The organism is Sporosarcina sp. (assembly GCF_029257255.1).
Lineage (GTDB): Bacteria > Bacillota > Bacilli > Bacillales_A > Planococcaceae > Sporosarcina.
Window position 1 is genome coordinate 21,567 of record NZ_JARICI010000082.1, and the last position, 18,687, is coordinate 40,253.

Annotated in this window: 15 protein-coding genes and 1 pseudogene; 1 reads left to right on the forward strand and 15 read right to left on the reverse strand. The window is 42.3% G+C overall.

From position 1 onward, the window contains the following. Nucleotides 1-32 precede the first annotated feature (32 nt). The 3 genes from Q1J64_RS15440 to Q1J64_RS15450 all read right to left on the reverse strand — a co-directional run bounded on the left by Q1J64_RS15440 (nucleotide 33) and on the right by Q1J64_RS15450 (nucleotide 3,010). Nucleotides 33-578: a GNAT family N-acetyltransferase gene (locus tag Q1J64_RS15440; RefSeq protein ID WP_301110005.1), complete on the reverse strand. Its 546-nt coding sequence runs from the start codon at nucleotides 576-578 to the stop codon at nucleotides 33-35. A 205-nt stretch (nucleotides 579-783) separates the two neighbouring features. Then, a complete protein-coding gene (locus tag Q1J64_RS15445) occupies nucleotides 784-1,344 on the reverse strand; it encodes a hypothetical protein (protein ID WP_301110006.1) in 561 nt (186 codons plus the stop codon). A 190-nt stretch (nucleotides 1,345-1,534) separates the two neighbouring features. After that, nucleotides 1,535-3,010 (reverse strand): YcdB/YcdC domain-containing protein, encoded by a 1,476-nt coding sequence (locus Q1J64_RS15450; RefSeq protein WP_301110007.1) that lies wholly within the window; start codon nucleotides 3,008-3,010, stop codon nucleotides 1,535-1,537. Nucleotides 3,011-3,217: 207 nt separating this feature from the next. Here Q1J64_RS15450 and Q1J64_RS15455 point away from each other — a divergent pair, with 207 nt between their 5' ends. Beyond that, nucleotides 3,218-3,919 (forward strand): acetyltransferase, encoded by a 702-nt coding sequence (locus Q1J64_RS15455; RefSeq protein WP_301110008.1) that lies wholly within the window; start codon nucleotides 3,218-3,220, stop codon nucleotides 3,917-3,919. 154 nt (nucleotides 3,920-4,073) lie between these two features. On the opposite strand, the gene Q1J64_RS15460 is transcribed toward Q1J64_RS15455, so the two are convergent. The 12 genes and pseudogenes from Q1J64_RS15460 to Q1J64_RS15515 all read right to left on the reverse strand — a co-directional run bounded on the left by Q1J64_RS15460 (nucleotide 4,074) and on the right by Q1J64_RS15515 (nucleotide 18,582). Continuing rightward, nucleotides 4,074-5,219, reverse strand: a complete 1,146-nt coding sequence (locus Q1J64_RS15460; RefSeq protein WP_301110009.1) for an acyl-CoA dehydrogenase family protein — start codon at nucleotides 5,217-5,219, stop codon at nucleotides 4,074-4,076. Nucleotides 5,220-5,295: 76 nt separating this feature from the next. Further along, nucleotides 5,296-6,846 (reverse strand): class I adenylate-forming enzyme family protein, encoded by a 1,551-nt coding sequence (locus tag Q1J64_RS15465; RefSeq protein WP_301110010.1) that lies wholly within the window; start codon nucleotides 6,844-6,846, stop codon nucleotides 5,296-5,298. A 51-nt stretch (nucleotides 6,847-6,897) separates the two neighbouring features. Further along, complete coding sequence (locus tag Q1J64_RS15470; RefSeq protein WP_301110011.1) at nucleotides 6,898-8,019, reverse strand: CaiB/BaiF CoA transferase family protein; 1,122 nt, start codon at nucleotides 8,017-8,019, stop codon at nucleotides 6,898-6,900. A gap of 32 nt (nucleotides 8,020-8,051) precedes the next feature. Further along, nucleotides 8,052-9,203 carry a thiolase family protein gene (locus Q1J64_RS15475; RefSeq protein ID WP_301110012.1) on the reverse strand — a complete coding sequence of 384 codons (1,152 nt, stop codon included), beginning with the start codon at nucleotides 9,201-9,203 and terminating at the stop codon, nucleotides 8,052-8,054. 72 nt (nucleotides 9,204-9,275) lie between these two features. Next, entirely contained in the window at nucleotides 9,276-10,046 is a 771-nt protein-coding gene (locus tag Q1J64_RS15480; protein ID WP_301110014.1) for a 3-hydroxyacyl-CoA dehydrogenase, read from the reverse strand. A gap of 40 nt (nucleotides 10,047-10,086) precedes the next feature. Beyond that, nucleotides 10,087-10,671: a TetR/AcrR family transcriptional regulator gene (locus tag Q1J64_RS15485; protein WP_301110015.1), complete on the reverse strand. Its 585-nt coding sequence runs from the start codon at nucleotides 10,669-10,671 to the stop codon at nucleotides 10,087-10,089. Nucleotides 10,672-10,874: 203 nt separating this feature from the next. Then, nucleotides 10,875-11,795 (reverse strand): HNH endonuclease, encoded by a 921-nt coding sequence (locus Q1J64_RS15490; RefSeq protein WP_301110016.1) that lies wholly within the window; start codon nucleotides 11,793-11,795, stop codon nucleotides 10,875-10,877. Between the two features lie 265 nt (nucleotides 11,796-12,060). Continuing rightward, nucleotides 12,061-13,868 (reverse strand): annotated as a pseudogene (locus tag Q1J64_RS15495) (M3 family oligoendopeptidase). A 274-nt stretch (nucleotides 13,869-14,142) separates the two neighbouring features. Beyond that, nucleotides 14,143-15,711: an aminotransferase class V-fold PLP-dependent enzyme gene (locus tag Q1J64_RS15500; protein ID WP_301110017.1), complete on the reverse strand. Its 1,569-nt coding sequence runs from the start codon at nucleotides 15,709-15,711 to the stop codon at nucleotides 14,143-14,145. A gap of 21 nt (nucleotides 15,712-15,732) precedes the next feature. After that, nucleotides 15,733-16,272 (reverse strand): glycerol-3-phosphate acyltransferase, encoded by a 540-nt coding sequence (locus tag Q1J64_RS15505; RefSeq protein WP_301110018.1) that lies wholly within the window; start codon nucleotides 16,270-16,272, stop codon nucleotides 15,733-15,735. Between the two features lie 359 nt (nucleotides 16,273-16,631). Further along, nucleotides 16,632-17,276 (reverse strand): FMN-dependent NADH-azoreductase, encoded by a 645-nt coding sequence (locus tag Q1J64_RS15510; RefSeq protein WP_301110019.1) that lies wholly within the window; start codon nucleotides 17,274-17,276, stop codon nucleotides 16,632-16,634. A gap of 220 nt (nucleotides 17,277-17,496) precedes the next feature. Continuing rightward, entirely contained in the window at nucleotides 17,497-18,582 is a 1,086-nt protein-coding gene (locus Q1J64_RS15515; protein WP_301110020.1) for an S-layer homology domain-containing protein, read from the reverse strand. Between the last annotated feature and the right edge of the window lie 105 nt (nucleotides 18,583-18,687).

Consider the following 18,687-nt stretch of genomic DNA (forward strand, 5'->3'; position numbering starts at 1 on the left):
AAAGCCAGTAACAATTTTACAAGTACAATTCATCACAAATTACATCTGCCCATTACAACGGTGCTGTAGTATTCACCATTGGAAAGTACTTTGTCATTTTTTAGAATGCCTTCGGTTGTGAAACCAAATTTTTCGTATAGACTGATTGCTTTTTCATTTGTATCAAGAACATGTAAGGTGATTTTTTTTATTCCATTTGAGTCTGCCCAAGCAATAGACTCTTTTAAAAGGTTTTTGCCAATGCTGTACCCCCAATAATCTTTTAGGATACAGACCCCAAATTCCACCTTGTGAGCGAATCGTTTTAATGAATTCCCTTCACATCTTGAAAATCCGACGATCCTGTCCTGAACTACGGCAACTAAAAAAAGGTTCTTCTTGCTTGCTGTATCTGTTTTGATAAGTTCTTCAAAACCTTGAACATCTATAAATGCTTCCCCTTTTTCTCTATCAAGGTTTTCAGTCTCACCGTCGATTTGCAATCTGATTTCAGACAAATCCTTAGCGTCTTTATTTTCGGCAGACCTAATTACATAGGTCGTCTTGTTTACAATAAATTCTTGCTGACTAATTCTCATCCCATTTCCCCTCGTCCTTTACTTAAGTATATTTAATTAAACAATCTGGACCGATTAAAGTACATTTCTTGTTCCACAACTGCCCAGTTAGCTTAAGCAGCCCATCCAATTCCACTAAGATAATATTTGAACTTCCCTTCCGTCTCACCTACTTCGATATTTTTCATTACTCCTATTCACTAAACTGACCCGATTAGTGAATCGACTATTTTATCAGCACTTCGATTTCCTTTTTATTCTTTTCAGCCAGTTCCTCTAATAACTGATTTGATTCCTCATTATAATCTGTTATTTGATTTTCATTATTATCATCAAAATGAAACGGGCCTAATTTCTCTTCCAGATACGTCATCACATAAGCATTTTGTTCATTCAGCCTTCTGGCATATTCCCTCTGAAATTCTTCTGGTTCCATATCAAACTTTTTAGCCTGTGATTCAGCAAATTTTCGGTTTTGCCTGGCATTTACATCATCTGTACTCTCAGGGGGCAGTATCTCAAACCCGTCACTTTCTGCATCCAGACGCTCAGAAATATCAAGGCCCATTTTCTTCACTTCTTGTTTCACCAGTTCTACTTGAATTGCCCCGTTCAAATAACTTAATGCCGTTTTATCCGGAAATAAGAACCGTAACTCCCCAACCGTGATCTCTTGCCCTTTTACAATGGCCGCCGGTTCATCATTGTCATATTTCGCTACACCACTGCAGCCCGAGAGCAGGACAAAAAGAAGCAACACGAAACAGAACTTCCAAGATTTTAACATCTAGGCACCTCCCGTTTCTATTTAATACGGATCAATGCTTTCTAGGTTTCATTCAAATGTACTCATAAAATTAAGGATAAAATTTTGTTCCTTTTCATTCTCTTTTTAACGTATTAAAGAAAGTGGACACTTTATTTAATGACTGAATAATCAGTAGTCTATTTCAATGTACATGTATGCAATAAACATATCAATAAAAAATAGAATCCCCCGTATCCACAAAATACCCCTTGCCATTTTCCGCGTCAATCATCTGAATATGACCTGTCGTTTCAGGATACGACGGCAGATACGTCAACTGATAAAACGACTCTCCTTCTTCATCAAACTCGTTCGCCATGGCAAGCTCCATCTGCAGTTTTTGCATCAGCAGCTCTTTCGCCTGCGCTTTTGTGAGCGCCGGCTCTGTGTTCAATTTCAAAAATGGCGTTTCATCCGCAGGCTCCACAGAAGCACTGATAATATGCCCTGAATACAGACCCACTTGAATGGCAGTGACACATCCTTCTACTGGAATTCCGCCGACATGGTAATGAAAATAGAAAACTTTCGAGTCCTCTTCTTCGACTTCCTCCAGGTCTTCATCGCAGAACGTTTCCCATTCTTCTTCCGGCTCTTCAACTTCTTCTCCGTCATCGAATTCATTCAGCCATTCTTCTTCGGGCTCCTCGAACTCCAGAAGGAAATGGGCCTTTGCCCGCGGAAACACTTTGTATAAGAAGTCGAGTGCGCGTGCCTTCAGCATTTGGTCTTCGAGCGACTCCTGCTCTCCCTGCCATCCTTCCACGTTAGCAATAAATACCGGACTGTTTGTTGCACTGTCAAATTGAATCGTAATCATTTGTTCGTTGTAAACTGATGACAAATCAATTTCATCAGGGATATCTAATGAAGCATGCTGCCACAGTTCCGTGCGGATTCCTTCTTCAACTTGCCCTCCGATCTTCACGTGATCATCGGTCACTCCGAGCATTTCATAAAGGGACTCTTCCGGTACACGATCTTCCAAAACCGCTTCAAATTGATTTCCCTCTGATACCGTGTCAGGTTCTTCACCGGAAGCCGGGATGTCCACCGCCGCTTCCTTCACTGCGTAAACCAGCCGGTACGTGTCGTCTCCATTGACATAGTTTGCAGTATCTGTTTTCCGAATGATCAATTCAAAATCAATCAGTTCTGCATATTTTTCCTTCGCTTCATCTGCAGTAATCATTTGCGCAGGATAACGGATGTCAAGTGGATCATGGCTGTAGCTGAATTGCACGATGCGTCCCGCGGTCGAAATAGTAACGGAGAATCCGATGCCAGGCAGATACAGCCCATGCTTTTCTTCATTGATTCCGTACTCCACGATACAGGAATCGTCTAAATCAATAACCGACTGCAGACGATATGTTTCTAAGCCTTCAGGATAGAACGCCTTAATGAAATTCCCGGCAACCGCAGGCATCTCTTCCGCCTTCATTTCACCGGACTCATACGACTCCACATAATAAAAACTGACTAGCTGATCGGAGGAATCCAGCACACAGACAGCCAGCAGTTCTTCTGATTCTACATCTGCTATTTCAAATGTGCGTCCTTCGAAAAAATCTTCCTCTTCATTTTCAATAAATCTCACTTGTTCTGTCATGAATTTTGCTAATGCTGTTAATGTCTGCTCCATGTATAAACCCACTCTCCTTTAAATAGATAATCTGAAGATTTAACTATATCATTTCACTCGCATCTTCACATCTTCATTTATATAAGAAGGATAGCAGGGAGGAACTATCGATTTACAATTTATTAAAATATACCCATTTTAAAACTATATACTGTATAGTTTAATTAGGAAGAAATAAAAAAATGATAATCTATTGGAGGATAAAAAATGGAGAAACCTTTGAAAAATGGAGAAAAGTTGGTAATCGTCGGAGCTGGAGAATTAGCAGAAATTGCATATGAATATTTCACTTATGACTCTCCCTATGAAATAGTGGCTTTTGCTCCCGAGAAGGACTATATACAAAAGGATAGACTTTATGATTTACCTGTTGTTCCTTTTGAAGAGGTTGAGAAAATTTATCCAGCAAGTGAGTATAAAGCGTTCGTCGCCGCGACATATACTGGTTTTAATAGATTACGAACAAGATTATTTCAGGAAGCAAAAAATAAGGGTTATGAATTAGTATCTTATGTTAGCTCCAAAGCCTTTGTTTGGAGAAATGTAACAATCGGAGAGAATTGTTTTATTTTTGAACATAATGTACTTCAGCACCATGTTCGTGTAGGGAATAACGTTATCCTATGGAGTGGAAACCATATTGGACACCGATCCGTTATCAAGGATAATTGTTTTATTTCTTCACATGCTGTGATTGCTGGAAACTGTGAAATTGGAGAGAATTGTTTTATCGGCATAAATAGTACCTTTAATGATGAAATATCGGTTGCTAAGGATTGTTTTATTTCTTCAGGAGCATTGGTCGTAAAGGACACACTGGAAGGGAAAATATATAAAGGAAGCCCTGCAAAAGCCGCCTCTATAAATGTTTATGATTATTTCAAAGTTGAACCTGAGCCCATCTTATAATATGTAAACACCTTACCTGTGCATCACACAAATCAAAACCATTCTATACTTTTTCCGATATGCACCCCGCACAAGCAGTAGTTTTAAGCACAAAAAAGTTAAAAACACCAGTTCCTAAAACAATTTTGTATTGTTTCGGGAACTGGTACGATTTTCAAAGCCCCAGATTTTTCGCAATAATCACTTTCATAATTTCATTCGAACCGGCATAAATCGAATTAACTGCAACGTCCCGATATCTCCGGGCAATCTCGTACTCTTCCATATAGCCGTAGCCACCGTGAAATTGCATGCAGTCCACGGCTACAGTCTGCGCCAAATCAGTCGTCCACCATTTGGCCATCGACACTTCATTGACAACATTTCCACCGTTCATATGCTCAACGATTAAACGGTCAACAAATGTACGTCCAATCGTTGCACGGGTTTGCATTTCAGCGAGTTTGAATTGGGTGTTTTGAAAGTCACCGATTCTTTTTCCGAATGCCTGCCGCTCTTTGACATAATCAAGCGTAATATCAATCATACGCTGTACAGAAGCGATACTTTGAATGGAACACATCAAACGTTCCTGCTGCAGCTTTTCCATTAAATAATAGAAGCCTTTTCCTTCTTCTCCAAGCAGGTTCTCTGCAGGTACTGACACGTCTTCAAATAGTAATTCACATGTATCGTTTGCATGCTGGCCTACTTTATTCAGTTTCTTCCCCTTTGTAAATCCGGGTGTGCCTTCTTCTACTATCAGTAAGCTGATCCCTTTATGAGCAGGAGAAGCATTTGGATCGGTTTTGCAAACGACAATGACCAAGTCAGCCGAATAGCCATTGGTAATGAAAGTCTTTTCTCCGTTCATGATATATCTTTCTCCATCTCTCACGGCAGTCGTCTGCACCGCTGCCAAATCCGAGCCTGTGCCTGGCTCCGTCATAGCAATCGCACTGATCATCTCGCCGGTAACTGCTTTCGTTAGCCAGCGTTCTTTTTGCTCTTCGGAACCGAAAGATTGTATATACGGAATAACGATATCATTATGGAGTCCGATCCCTCCAAGTCCGCTTGCCACCTTTTCAAATTCTTCACTGATGACTACGGCATAACCAAAATCCGCATGAAAACCGCCGTATTTTTCATCGACTGAAGGGGCTAAAAATCCTTGGGCTGCAGCTTTCTTCCAAAAAGACCTGGGGACTTGTTTGTCTTTCTCCCAATCCTCTAAATACGGAACAGCTTCTTTCCTCAAAAACTTTTGTACAGAAGTCCTGAACAGTTCATGTTCTTCTGTTAAAAATGTTCTCTTCATCTATCCACTTCTCCTTTGCCTACCAATAAAGAAAGCTGTTTTATATTGTGAATGATTAGCAAGCGACCGTTCCACATTAGTGTACATTGAGAGGATTGACGGGCTTGTTCGAAACCAACGCTTCGCGGATGCGGTATTTCAACACTTTTCCAGATGCATTTCTAGGGATGACAGTTTCTTCAATGAATTCAACAGGCACTTTATAATCAGCCAGATGGCCTTTACAGAAACTTTTTAGCTCCGCATAGTCGAGCGTTTCATTCGGCTTGGGTACGATAATGGCAACTACTTTCTCGCCCCATACCGGATCAGGAAGGCCAACCACCGTTAAATCCAACAATTGAGGATGTCTGTACAGCGCCTGTTCGACTTCTGTAGAGTAGACATTTTCTCCGCCCGAAACGATCATATCTTTCTTCCTGTCTACCAGCGTAATGAAGCCGTCTTCATCGATCGTTGCCAGGTCTCCGGTATACAGCCACCCGTTTTGCAGGGTTTTCGCTGTTTCCTCGGGCTTATTGTAATACCCTTTCATAACCATTTCGCTTTGTATAATAAACTCTCCCACTCCGCCTGGCGCTATGTCATTGCCATGTTCATCCACGACCCGCAATTCTGTATTTAACGAGGCTTTCCCGCCAGCACCTATCTTCGTTTTATGCTGTTCTGGAAGCAGGAACGCACCGGCTCCCGGCCCACCTTCTGTCTGACCGCACATATTGTAAAATTGGTCCGTGCTAAACAGTGCCATCGCCTGCTCCAATAGTGCGACAGGCATCGGCGCAGCACCATAGCCGCAGCGGGTAACAGATGTAAGATCATAGTTGTTTTTATCAGGAACTTGCAGCAGGAAATTATACATAGTCGGTACACCGAAAAAGAAGCTTATTTTATGATGTTCGATGGCCTGCAGCACTTTTTGAGGTTCGAAATTTTGATGGATGATTTGTGTACAGCCCAGATAGATTCCAGGAACCATAAATAGATTTAACTGTGCTGAATGGAACAGTGGTGCCGCATGGAGAAGAACATCGTCTGAACTTATTTTCAGGATCATAGAGGTATTAAATGCGACATGGAGTACGCGGTGATGATCAAATAATGCCCCTTTCGGATAGCCAGTCGTGCCGGATGTGTACAATATTTCGGCGTCATCAGATTCATCAACAGAAACATCTGGATTCCCACGATTCTCATGCAGCAGTTCCCGATATGTTATTTGCCCGCTTAACGCTTGAACTCCTGCTGTAACTTTCAAATGAAGCTTCTTGTTTTGCAGTGTTGCTTCATTTATTAAGGAAGCATATTCCTCGTCACATAACACGACACTTGCATCACTGTTATCCAAAATATAAGAAACCTCATTCACAGTTAAACGGAAATTCACTGGTACAGCGATGGCACCGGCTTTCAAAATCGCATAGTACACAATGACGAATTTATCGGAGTTCTTCATCATGAGAGCCACTTTGTCTCCTGATTTCACCCCTTGCTGAATTAGACCATGTGCCAGTTGATTTACTTCCTGATTAAGCTGCTGATACGTATACGTACGATCCTCATAAATAATTGCCGTTTTTTCAGGTATCCTGCGTGCGTTGCGTGAAAGCGATTGTCCAATATCCATTGTAAATGGTCCCCTTCCTATTGATAGTGCTGACTGGAAATATACTTTTTACTACTCTCCCAGTACTTCCTCTGTATGTTCTCCGAGCATCGGAGCAACACTTCTGATCTTTCCTGGCGTGTCTGATAGTTTAATTGGAATTCCGATATGCCTGACTGTTCCAAACTCTGAATCAGATATTTCTTGAATCATGCCCCGCGCCTTTACTTGTGGATCGTCCACCATTTCTTCAAATGACTGAACAGGAGATACACACGCATTCACCTTTTGAAAAGTTTCCATCCATTCCGCACTAGTTTTCTGCAGCAGTATACGTTGAATTTCTTCTTTCATTTGTTCCTGCACATCTATCGGCTCCCGTAATTTATGAATGAAATCTTCTGTACCGATCGTTTTACAGAATTCACTCCAGAACTTCGGTTCCAGTGCTCCAACAGATAACCATTTTTGATCTTTTGTCTCATATACAGCATAGCTTGCGAGCTTCCCGCTTAAATCCAGCTCTCCTCTTTTTTGCTGTTCTTCGGATGCCAGATAGTTGGGAAGAAACGTTGGCATCCATGATATCGCACCGTCCATCATGGAAATATCCACCATTTGACCTATTCCTGTCTTTTCTCTTTCAAATAATGCAAGCAGAATTCCGACTGCTGCCGGATAGGAACCTCCTCCAATATCGGCAATTTGTGTAGCGGGAATTTGAGGTTCACCATTCCTTTTGCCCATCATATTCAGCAGTCCCGCGTAGCTGATATAATTCACGTCATGCCCCGGTAAATCAGCGTAAGGACCGTCCTGACCATAGCCTGTGATGGCACAATAGATTAACCCGGGATTGATCTCTTTCAATGTTTCATAGTCAAGACCCAGCCGTTCCATCACCCCTGGACGAAATGATTCAATCACTACATCTGAATCTTTCACAAGCTTCAAAAACTGCTCTTTGTCTTCTGCCGCTTTTAAATTAAGACAAATACTCTTTTTATTCCGGTTTAATGAATGAAAGAGCGCGCTGACTCCGTCTATTTTCGGTAATCCTTCTCTGGCGTAGTCACCGATGTTTGGCTCTTCAATCTTAATCACTTCTGCTCCGAAGTCTGCCAGAAGCATAGAACAATAAGGTCCCGGCAATAAACGGGATAGATCTAGCACACGAATAGAGTGTAACGGCAAATGAATTCCTCCTTTCTGACTGCGTTACTCGTTCAATCCAATCTTTCTAGAATTGTCGCATTTGCCATTCCGTGTCCTTCACACATGGTCTGTAATCCATATCGGCCACCTGTTCTTTCCAGTTCACTCATCATCGTAATCATCAAACGTCCGCCACTAGCGCCAAGCGGATGGCCGAGAGCTACTGCACCGCCGTTTGGATTCAACTTTTTGGGATCTGCACCCGTTTCTTTCAACCAAGCAAGAGCGACAACAGAAAATGCTTCATTTACTTCAAAAACATCTATATCATCGAGCGTGAGTCCTGCTTTCTGCAATGCTTTTTCTGTAGCCGGAATCGGTCCTGTGAGCATCAATGTCGGATCGGAACCAACGACGACGCGGGTCAAGACTTTGAATTTAGGTTTTAATCCAAGCTCTTCAGCTTTTTCCCGCGACATTAACAAAATCGCATTGGCCCCGTCACTGATCTGGCTCGCGTTTCCTGCTGTGACATTCCCATTTTCCTTAAATGGAGAGGGTAATGTGCTCAGCTTTTCCATTGTCGTATCTTCCCTTGGTCCTTCATCTTCCTTAATCACCGTTTTCGTTCCGTCCGCCAGCGTTACCTCTATCGGCATGAGTTCTTTTTCAAATCGGCATTCATTCTGAGCAATGACAGCCTTCTCATGACTTTCCAATGAAAATTTGTCCATTTCCTCTCGTGAAATAGCCCATTTCTCCGCAATTCGTTCAGCTGATACCACTTGATGTATCATTTCATATTTCGACGTTAATTCTTCACTGAAATTTACGCCTAAGCGAGTTGACCCCATCGGCACCCGCGACATACTTTCAACCCCACCTGCAACGACTACATCCATATCACCGCTAATAATAGCCTGGGCAGCAAAATGAATCGCCTGCTGGCTTGATCCGCACTGTCTGTCAATCGTCGTACCGGGCACTTCGATCGGATAACCTGCCTGGAGTGCAGCGACTCTTGCGATATCAAAACTCTGCTCACCTACTTGAGAAACACAGCCGAAGATGACATCCTCTACTATCCCGGCATCAATTCCGGCTCTTTTCACGACTTCCGCCAATGGCTTTGCTGCCAGATCTTCAGCTCGCACCGTACTCAATGCACCATTTCTCTTTCCTACCGGTGTTCTGACCCATTCCACAATAACTGCTTCACGCATAACGATCCCTCTTTTGTCAGTTTATTTGTAGGCCCTTACATTTCATTCGATATATAGGATTCCTTTACTAACTTATTTAGGCTGCATCCGTACCGCTCCGTCCAGGCGGATTGTTTCCCCGTTCAGCATTGGATTTTCGAAGATACTCTGTACTAATTGTCCGTATTCTTCTGGATATCCGAGCCTTGAAGGGAAAGGTACCATTGCGCCTAAAGCTGTTTTGGCGTTTTCAGGCAGTGAATTGAACATCGGCGTTTCGAATAACCCCGGTGCAATCGTCATCACCCGAATACCTTCAGAAGCCAAGTCTCTAGCGAGCGGCAATGTCATACTAACGATACCGCCTTTGGATGCAGCATACGCAACTTGCCCGATCTGTCCGTCAAATGCTGCGACAGATGCGGTATTCACGATCACGCCTCTTTCACCATTTTCATTCGGTTCATTTTTCGCCATGTGTTCGGCAACGAGACGAATGGTGTTAAACGTTCCAATTAAATTAATCTGAATTACTTTGCTGAAACTTTGTAAATCGTGCACGCCTTTTCTGCTGCTGTATGTTTTCTCTGCTACACCAATACCCGCACAGTTAACGGCTACATTGATCGTGCCGAAAGTATTCACTGCATGATCTAATGCCGACTGAACGCTTTCTGTATTTGTGACATCCGTCTTGACGAATGATGCGTTCTCTCCAAGCTCCTCCGCCAAATTCATCCCTTTGTCTTCTTGCAAATCCAAAATGGTCACTTTCCCTCCGGCCGCCACAATCTTTCTAGCTGTCGCCTCTCCTAATCCCGAGGCTCCTCCTGTAATAACCGCTGATATTTCATCCATTTTCATAACGTCTTCTCTCCTCTTCTAAGTAGCTTGATTTTTTATCCTACACGAGAATTTGTAGTAAATAATCAGCAATTGAATTTGCCAATTCATTTTTATTTTTGCTGCCTTTCGGCGAGTACCAGATAATCACATTGTTCATTGCACCTAAAATAATATTTTTGACGATGTTGGAATCCACTTTTTTAAAACTGCCGTCTTTCATTCCTTGTTGAATCAGCTGGTCAATATAATCACTGTATTTATTTCGAAGGCGCAAGATCTCCTGTAAATGCTCGCCGTTGAAAACTTGATCAGGTTTTGCTCCTAAGAAAAAATCTGTTCTTTCAGTGATTAGATATTCGATGTGTACAACCATGGCGTTATGCAGTTTCAGACCAGTAGACACTTCCTGTGACATGACGTTCTCAAGATGCTCAATACCTTGTTCAAGAAGCATTTTCTGACTCTCAAACACTAGGTCTTCTTTGTCTTTGAAATAGTAGTAAACGGACCCCTTTGTCATTAGTAATTTTGCTGCAATATCTTCCATCGTGGTGGCGTGGTAGCCCTTTTCTGCAATGACACTCATAGCAGACTGCCTAATTTCATCTTTTTTCTTCTCAACCTTTTTCTCACGCAGTGACATACAATCTCACTTCCTCTAATTCATCTATTCTAGTTGTGTGGATTATTCCAAATTTTCAACTTTTGAATGTCAAGTCAAATTTTAAACTAAAGGAATCGACTTTTATCTATATGTGCGAACGTCCATCTGCATGCATACAAAAAAGTATCAGGTCCTGAAACAAATAGGAATTGTTTCGGGACCTGATACTTTATTCACCATTTTCACTTTTTAAATATATGCTTCTTATGCCATTTTAGATAAGGCTTGTTGCTGTCGGTTCTATTCACTTTCATCTTGGTATGAAGTCCATACTTTTCATAATCGTCTTCAGAGATTGCAGATGAAATATGGATCTTGCCCTGTCCGTCAAATGAAATGAGCCCGTTATGATAAAGGGCATCGTGGTTACGGCAAAGAAGAATACCGTTGTTGGGATTGATGCGTTCATTAGCTGTGCAGTCTTTCCAGGGCTTTGCGTAACTTGCTTGAAGAAGTTCTGGCAACTCTATTTCGCACAATGCACATTGATCATGCCATAGCGGCAACAGTTCTTTTCGGAATCGCTGATGTCCTACTCTAACTTTCGTTTTCGTTTCTGATTCGGTTTCAGCTAGTAAGGGAATGAGAAAATCGTGTTCGGTCTTTTTCACTGTGCCCATTGCAAACTCCAACTGCTCTTCATCGATTTCGTAAATGTTCAAATCCGCGATCAGCTCGACCAATTTAATGGTAAGTTCTTCGTTACATGGATATAGATAGCCCTGATTGCCATTCGCATTGTCTTGAAACGGAGAATACAATATCGGTAAAAGCGGAAGGATTTCATCAAAAGAATCAGCAATCGTTAATGGCTTATCGAGCTCATAATACTCCGCCTCCACTAAGTACCCCTTAGCATTTTCACTGTCTGGCAGTGGGATAGTGGACGGCTTATGTTCTTCTCGATATCCCGACTTCGCTACACTGATTGCCACGATATCCCCTTTTACATAGTGAAAAATGCGATCTCCCTCGACTACTTCTTTCATTCGTTCCCAGAAATGATGTTCATTGCCTGCGCTATCCTGCCGCAATGAAAAGAGGATACCTAATTCTTTCTCTACGTGGTAAGTACGCCCCTGCATTACTATGTAACTTTCCATATCTTTTCACTCCTTTGCGGACATCTGTATTTCTTCTCCTTTCATTATATAATAAAAAGGCCTGTGCAAGATCATATTCTAAATGATCTCGCACAGATACCTTTACTAATTCATTCACCACTGCTGCAGATGCCGTTGCAATCCTTCATCTTCGTATATCGTACGCACTTTATAATTCCCATTTAGAGAACCGGGATTCAAGCATATTTCTTATCAATTAAGGCGCGGCGACAGGTAATAAGCTGACACCGCCCCTAATCACATCTTATTTTCGCAATTGTTCAGTTAGCTTAATGAATTCTTCCACATCTTTACCGACAAGCTCAATCCCCGCTGTCCAGAAATCCTCCTTCGTCATATCTGCAGCGAGGTGTTTCTTCGCCAGTTCTTCCACCTTCATCGATCCAGTATCTCGTAGTAAGGCAATATATTTTTCTTCAAATCCTTCAGGTGACTTCAAGTATTCCGCGTAGATACCGAGACTGAACAAGTACCCAAATGTGTAGGGGAAATTATAGAATGGCACACTGTCGATGAAGAAGTGAAGCTTGGCTGCCCAAAAATGTGGATGATAAGATGAAAGGCTATCACCAAATGCTTCTTTTTGTGCTGCGGTCATTAATTCATTCAACCGTTTTTCTGATACAATTCCCTCTGCTCGTTCTGTATAAAATTGATCTTCAAATAAGAAGCGGGCACGAATATTTAAAAACATCGCGGTAGCACCTTCTAATTTATTTGCCAAAAGAGATATTTTCTCTTCATCCGTTGCAGCATTTTTCACTGTTGCATCCGCAATAATCGTCTCAGCAAATGTACTGGCTGTTTCCGCCACATTCATGGCATACCCCTGATTCAGTTCAGGTAAATCTTTCATGACATGACTGTGAAAAGCATGCCCCAGTTCATGTGCTAATGTACTGGCATCACTTGGTGATCCTGTAAACGTCATGAATATACGGGATTCTTCAAATTCAGGTAAACTCGTACAATAACCACCTGGTCGTTTATTTGGGCGATCTTCCGCTTCCACCCAGCGATTTTCCAGTGCATGCTTAGTAAAGTCGGTCAGTTTCGGGCCGAATGAAGAGAAATGCTCGATTATAAAATCAGCCGCTTCATCATAAGTGAAACGTGAAGGCTTTGTTTCCCCTACGGCAACCGGGGCATCCACGTCCTGCCATCCCAACTTTTCCATATCCAATAATTTCGCTTTTTGATCCAAGTACTTAAGAAATATGTGTTTTTGTTTGTCGACTGCCGACCACATTGCCCGAAGCGTCTGTTCTGTCATCCGATTGTATTCAAGCGGTTCCTCCAAATGCCCTTTTCGTCCGTGAGCTTTCTGCAGTGTTAAGCGGTAACCGGCTAAATGATTGAGAATATCCGCAAATACAGGACCGTTCTTGGACCAGACCTTTTCCCATTCATTAAAAAGTCTTTCGCGAACTCTTGGATCTGGATCTGCATACATTTTATTCATAGCCTGACCAATAGATAACTCTGTTGTTTCGCCGTCATCGTCTGTAAAAGGAACTGTTAAAATTGAGCCCACTGTATTATACAGATCGCTCCATGCAGCTATGCCGTCTTTATTTAATGTAGCAATCAGCTTCTCTTCATCTTCAGATAAAAGACGCTGACCTTGTTCTCGTATCTCATTCAAGGAAAACCTAATTTCTTTGAACGTGTCATCCTGCAGCAGTTTATTCCAATGCTCATCTGAAATCGCCACAAGTTTCTTAGTGAATATCGTGGAAAGCTGCTGAATTTCACTGCCTAGTTCCATTACTTGACCATTCACAACACTTGCATATTCATCATCATAAAAGCATCGCGCCACATATTTACAAATGTAGCCACTTGACCAAGGCCTTTCCCGATTACTTCCTGCTGCTTTAATATTGACTGCAAGGCAGTTGTATCATTGGCAGGCTCACGGTTCCATTCTTTTAACTGATTCGCGTAATGTACAATATCTTCCTTTATTGAGGATATTTTCGTTTGCACCTCTTCTGAATTTGTACCGCCTGCAAATACCTCTTCCAAATCCCATGTGTCATTATATTTCAATTTCACTCACTCCTTTATCTGTCTATTGTAAACTTAATACTACTTTCAATACCACTTTGCACGTCCGTGAAAACAGCTTCGCAGAATGGTTCGCAGTACGAAAAAGCGCATGACTGTAAATAGTCATGCGCCATAAACGATGGTATAAGTTAATCCTAGGGAAGTTCCCCGAGTTTCAGTACTGTGCAGGCCGAAGTGGAAGAAAATTTTATTCCGCAAAATGTAAATAACCTGCGTGAGAAACATAGAAAATACACCCACTCATACATGGCCCTCAAATCAGATAGCCAAGCACTTCCAAAAACCTCTTAATTTCAACATCATCAGGCTTATTCATCGCTGCCAGCTGCAGCCAGTTCCTCTCCTGCAAATAGACACTTTCGTAATGCGTGCAGAATCCGTTGAGAAATAAGTTATCCCCTAGCTTCTGCGAAGACACGGTTGCAGGCAAATTAAGCGTTAGAATACCCGGGTTGCTAAAGTCCTTTGGAGAAAGAACCTCTATCCCGAGCTTTTCCATACCTGTACGCAGCTTGTCTGAACAGCTTTGGATTTGCTGAAATGTTTGATCTGGATTCTGCAGTATATTGTCTAGCGATTGTTCAAGCGCAGACAGCAGGTTTGATGACTGTGTATAAGGAATTCCGCCGCATTTCTCATACAGACCCAGATCTAAATAACACGGAATGGTTTCGTCCGGATCAATTGCGGCCTTATGAAACACAAGTCCAAGCCCCGAATAGCCGCCAAGTCCTTTGCCGCTGACTGACGTGGCAAAATCCACGTTTTTCAAATCAACAGACACCGTTCCGATTGAACTGGCGCAGTCGGCGGCGCTATAAATTCCACGCTCACGGCACAGTGCTGCAATCTGTCCGAGTTCATTCAAGACACCTGTAGATGTTTCTGAATGAACAGACCATACCCACTTATACAATCCAGTATCTAGACGTTCCGCCAGCAGTTCCATCGAAAACGCTTTACCCCACGCTTGTTCGAAGCAATCAAACGACAGGCCAAACCGTTTGGCATGCTCGCATAATCGCCGGCCGAATTCACCATTTACCAAAATCAGCCCTTTTCCTGAAATTCGTGAAAGCTGTGCCGCCACCGCATCATTCGCAAGCGTCCCGGTTCCCTGCAGCACCTTTACATGCTGCGCTTCTGTTAACCTCAACAGCTTTTTCTCTACAGAAGCGAGAAGCCGCGCGTAGGCTGGTGACCGGTGGGAAACAGGCTCTCCTGTAAAAGCGGACTGAACGTTTTTGGCGATTTTTACTGGCCCCGGCAATAAATTCACCATCGGCAGACCAATACGTTTGGCTGTACTCTTTTCAAATGTGGCATGTGTAATAATCATTGGCACATATTTCGCCTCTTCGGTGCCGACCGGATCAGCGAATGGCACAAAACCAATTTGGCGGTACAGCTTAAGCTCGCGAACTGTCCCTGAAATTACGACTGCATCATATCCGGTTTTTAGGCACCAGTTCACGAGTGCCTGCATCAATCCGAAAAATGCCCGGCCTTTACGGTGTGCCTGATCAATGGCGAGAAGACGGATCTCCACGGGATAGACAGGCGGTTCTGTAAAATGGTTCTCAATCGGCCCAATTTTTTTATCCAATGAAAACGGACGCGCTTCACGAATCGCAATCATTCCTACCATGTCATCATCTTTCAAACACAAAACATATGTATTTTCCTCATGAAACGCATCCACCAGCAGTCTCTTTTCATTTGCCTGATGCTGTGGGATTTCCTCTACAAACGTTCGATAATTTAAATGATGGATTCGTTCAGCATCTTGCGGAAGCACAGCGACCCGATAATAATACGTCATTTTATTCGCATCCTTCCTGCGTCAGAGTAAGTAACTTCGGTGTGTCACTAACAGTAAAGCAATCAAACATAAAGCGATACCTCCGGCCAGCCAGCCGTGCAAGATGGCTATCATAGGTATGATGACAGTCATCGCTAGTACACTGACTTTCGTTTTCTCCCGAATAAAAGCATACAGCACAACTGCAGCGAGAATAATAGGCACTGCCAATAAAGGCTGAAACGCAATGATCCCGCCTAGTAAAGACGCAGCGCCCTTGCCGCCCCTGAAATGATGCAAAATAGGAAAACAATGTCCGAGCATTACTGCGAAAAGCAGCAATAGCACAACAGCAGGACTGAACCCCAGCGATTTGCCGACCAGGACCGGCAATGCACCCTTCGCGGCGTCCAGTACCAACACGAGAACAAATGCCTTTTCCCCGAGCATTCTCCCTGCATTGCGAGCCCCTGGATTGCCGCTGCCTTGCGAACGGATATCGATACCCTTCGCTCTTCCCACATACAAGGCAGGCAACACACCACCGACCAAGTAACATAAAATAAATAGGAGCAGCGTCATATCCGTGCCTCCCTTTTCCTATGAAGGTAAATTTAACAGCAGCAGATCCAATCTATCAATATGTTTACCCAATTTTCATTTATATTACTAATCATACCGTTAATCGACTCTATCTGTAAAACATAGCAACAGATTTATATAATTAGCCTTGCAGATACAGAACTGTTTTTCTCAAAGGAAGATATCAATGAAACACAGAAGATTGGGCGGTATTTCTATTCCGAAAAGATAAGTGTGACGTATTCAAAGAACCAAAAATCCAAAAAAAAAAATCGACATCCGACTGGCCTTAGCCTTTTGGATGTCGATTTTTTATTGTTGCACTAAACTCTTGTTGTGCGTTTCTGAGTTCAATAATTTTACGCGTGAATTGCCATATCCACTAAACGTTTTGCAGAAGCTTTTACTTCTTCCATGCCGTCAGCAACAATTTCTTTCGCTTTATCTGGCATAGCATTATGTCCTTCTATTACCACTTCATCAATGATTTCCATTCCAAACACGCCACCAAACACGTTGCGCATGTACGTAACAGACATTTCCAACGGTGCTGTCTGTGGAGATGAGTAAATACCACCGCGTGCATTTAAGAAGATCGCTTTTTTGTCTGTCATTAAGCTGATTAAATTGCCTTCCGCATCATATTTGAATGCAAAGCCTGCAGCATATACATAATCAATAAATGTTTGTAATTTCGCCGGAATCGTTAAGTTCCATAATGGGAATGCGAATACAACTACGTCAGCAGCAGAGACTGCATCCATCGCTTTTTGTTTTGCAGCTAAAAGACGTGATTCGACGTCTGTTAATTCTTCGCTGTTTTGTACTTTACCAAAAGCATTAAACAGTTCCTGACCAAAATACGGCGTATCTTCTTCAAATACATCGTACGTTGTGACGTTTACATCTTTTCCTTCTAATTCAGCCATGAACGTTTCGTACATCTTGCTGGAAATCGCTTCAGTGGCGGGACGGTTATTGGCTTTTACGACTAAAATGTTCATAAGTTATATTTCTCCTCTTGTGTATAATAAATTTACTACGCTTTTTAGTATAATCCACAAATTTTAATTAGGTAAGTACGCACTTTTAAGTGGTATAGTATCAAAAAGTATACCAAAGGACGTATTTTGAGAACATCCCCAGATTGATAGGCCTCAAAGGTATTAGAATAAAAATACCTGTGCGTATAACAATTGTTATACGCACAGGCATCTATTTCAATCACTTTCTCACACGTTTCACCAATCCAAACAACTCTTTCCCCGAACTATCCACTCGTTGAATCAAACCAATATCTTTCGCGTAATATTCAAAAATGGTTTGCTTCTCCCAAGGTATAGATGTTTCAATTGCCAGCACATCCTGATAGTTTACATCTCGAACAGTTCGCACTTCATTCGTCCCTGTAATCCAGACGTTTCCATAGTTGACCGGCCCAATCTCATTTTCACTGTGGATCTTCGTTATAACGAACGGATGTGGAATATATTGATCAAAGTGAAACCAGTCATCAAACGCTTCTACATAGGCCCCTAAATTTTGACCGAATCCCAGTCTAGGTATGGATTCATATTTCGTTTCGTTATGGATGCGCCAATAGGCCAGGCCATTCTCTTCCTTGCGGTCATATTCATAACGGTACGTGCTCGACCCGTCGGTATAGTAATACGTATATTTCGGATCGGGCAAAATATTCATTGCTCTTGTAGTAAGTGCACGCGTCAAAAATGCAGCAAAATGCGAGCGCGTAATGAGTTGATTTGGTTTAAATGTGCCGTCAGGATATCCAGTCGCAATATGGTTGGTGGATACTTTTAAAATATCAGTATGAAATTCAGAATTACGGGGAACGTCACTGAAACCTGGATCTCCTTCCGCCATTTTCTGCACTTTTAAATTACATGCCTTCCCCATCAACCGCGCCATAAATGCACGTGAAATGCTGGATTCAGGTTGAAAGTTAGCGGAATCTGAAAACAATCCAGCCGTGTAGGCAGCAGCTATTTCTTTGTAATAAGGATGTGTTTTCGGCACGTCCTGATATTTTGGGTCCTTCAAATCCAACATAGGCAAATCCAGCGCCCGCACGAGCATCGCTGCAATATGTTTTTTTGCAATCGGCGCATTTGGCTTAAACTTGCCATCCGGATAACCGCTTATAATTCCACGTCCCACTAAATATTCTACTTCCACGTACAACGACGAAGTATTCTTATTCATATCTTTAAAACCTGCTGCTTGGACACTTTGCATTGTCCCCGTCACAGCCAATAAACAAATTACACACATCATAATCCATTTCTTCAACACCCGATCACCCTCCGCATTTACCTGTCATTTTTCACACAACATGAATATATATGATTTACGCAGGTTGAATATGAGTGAATTTCAAAGAAAATTTTTATGATA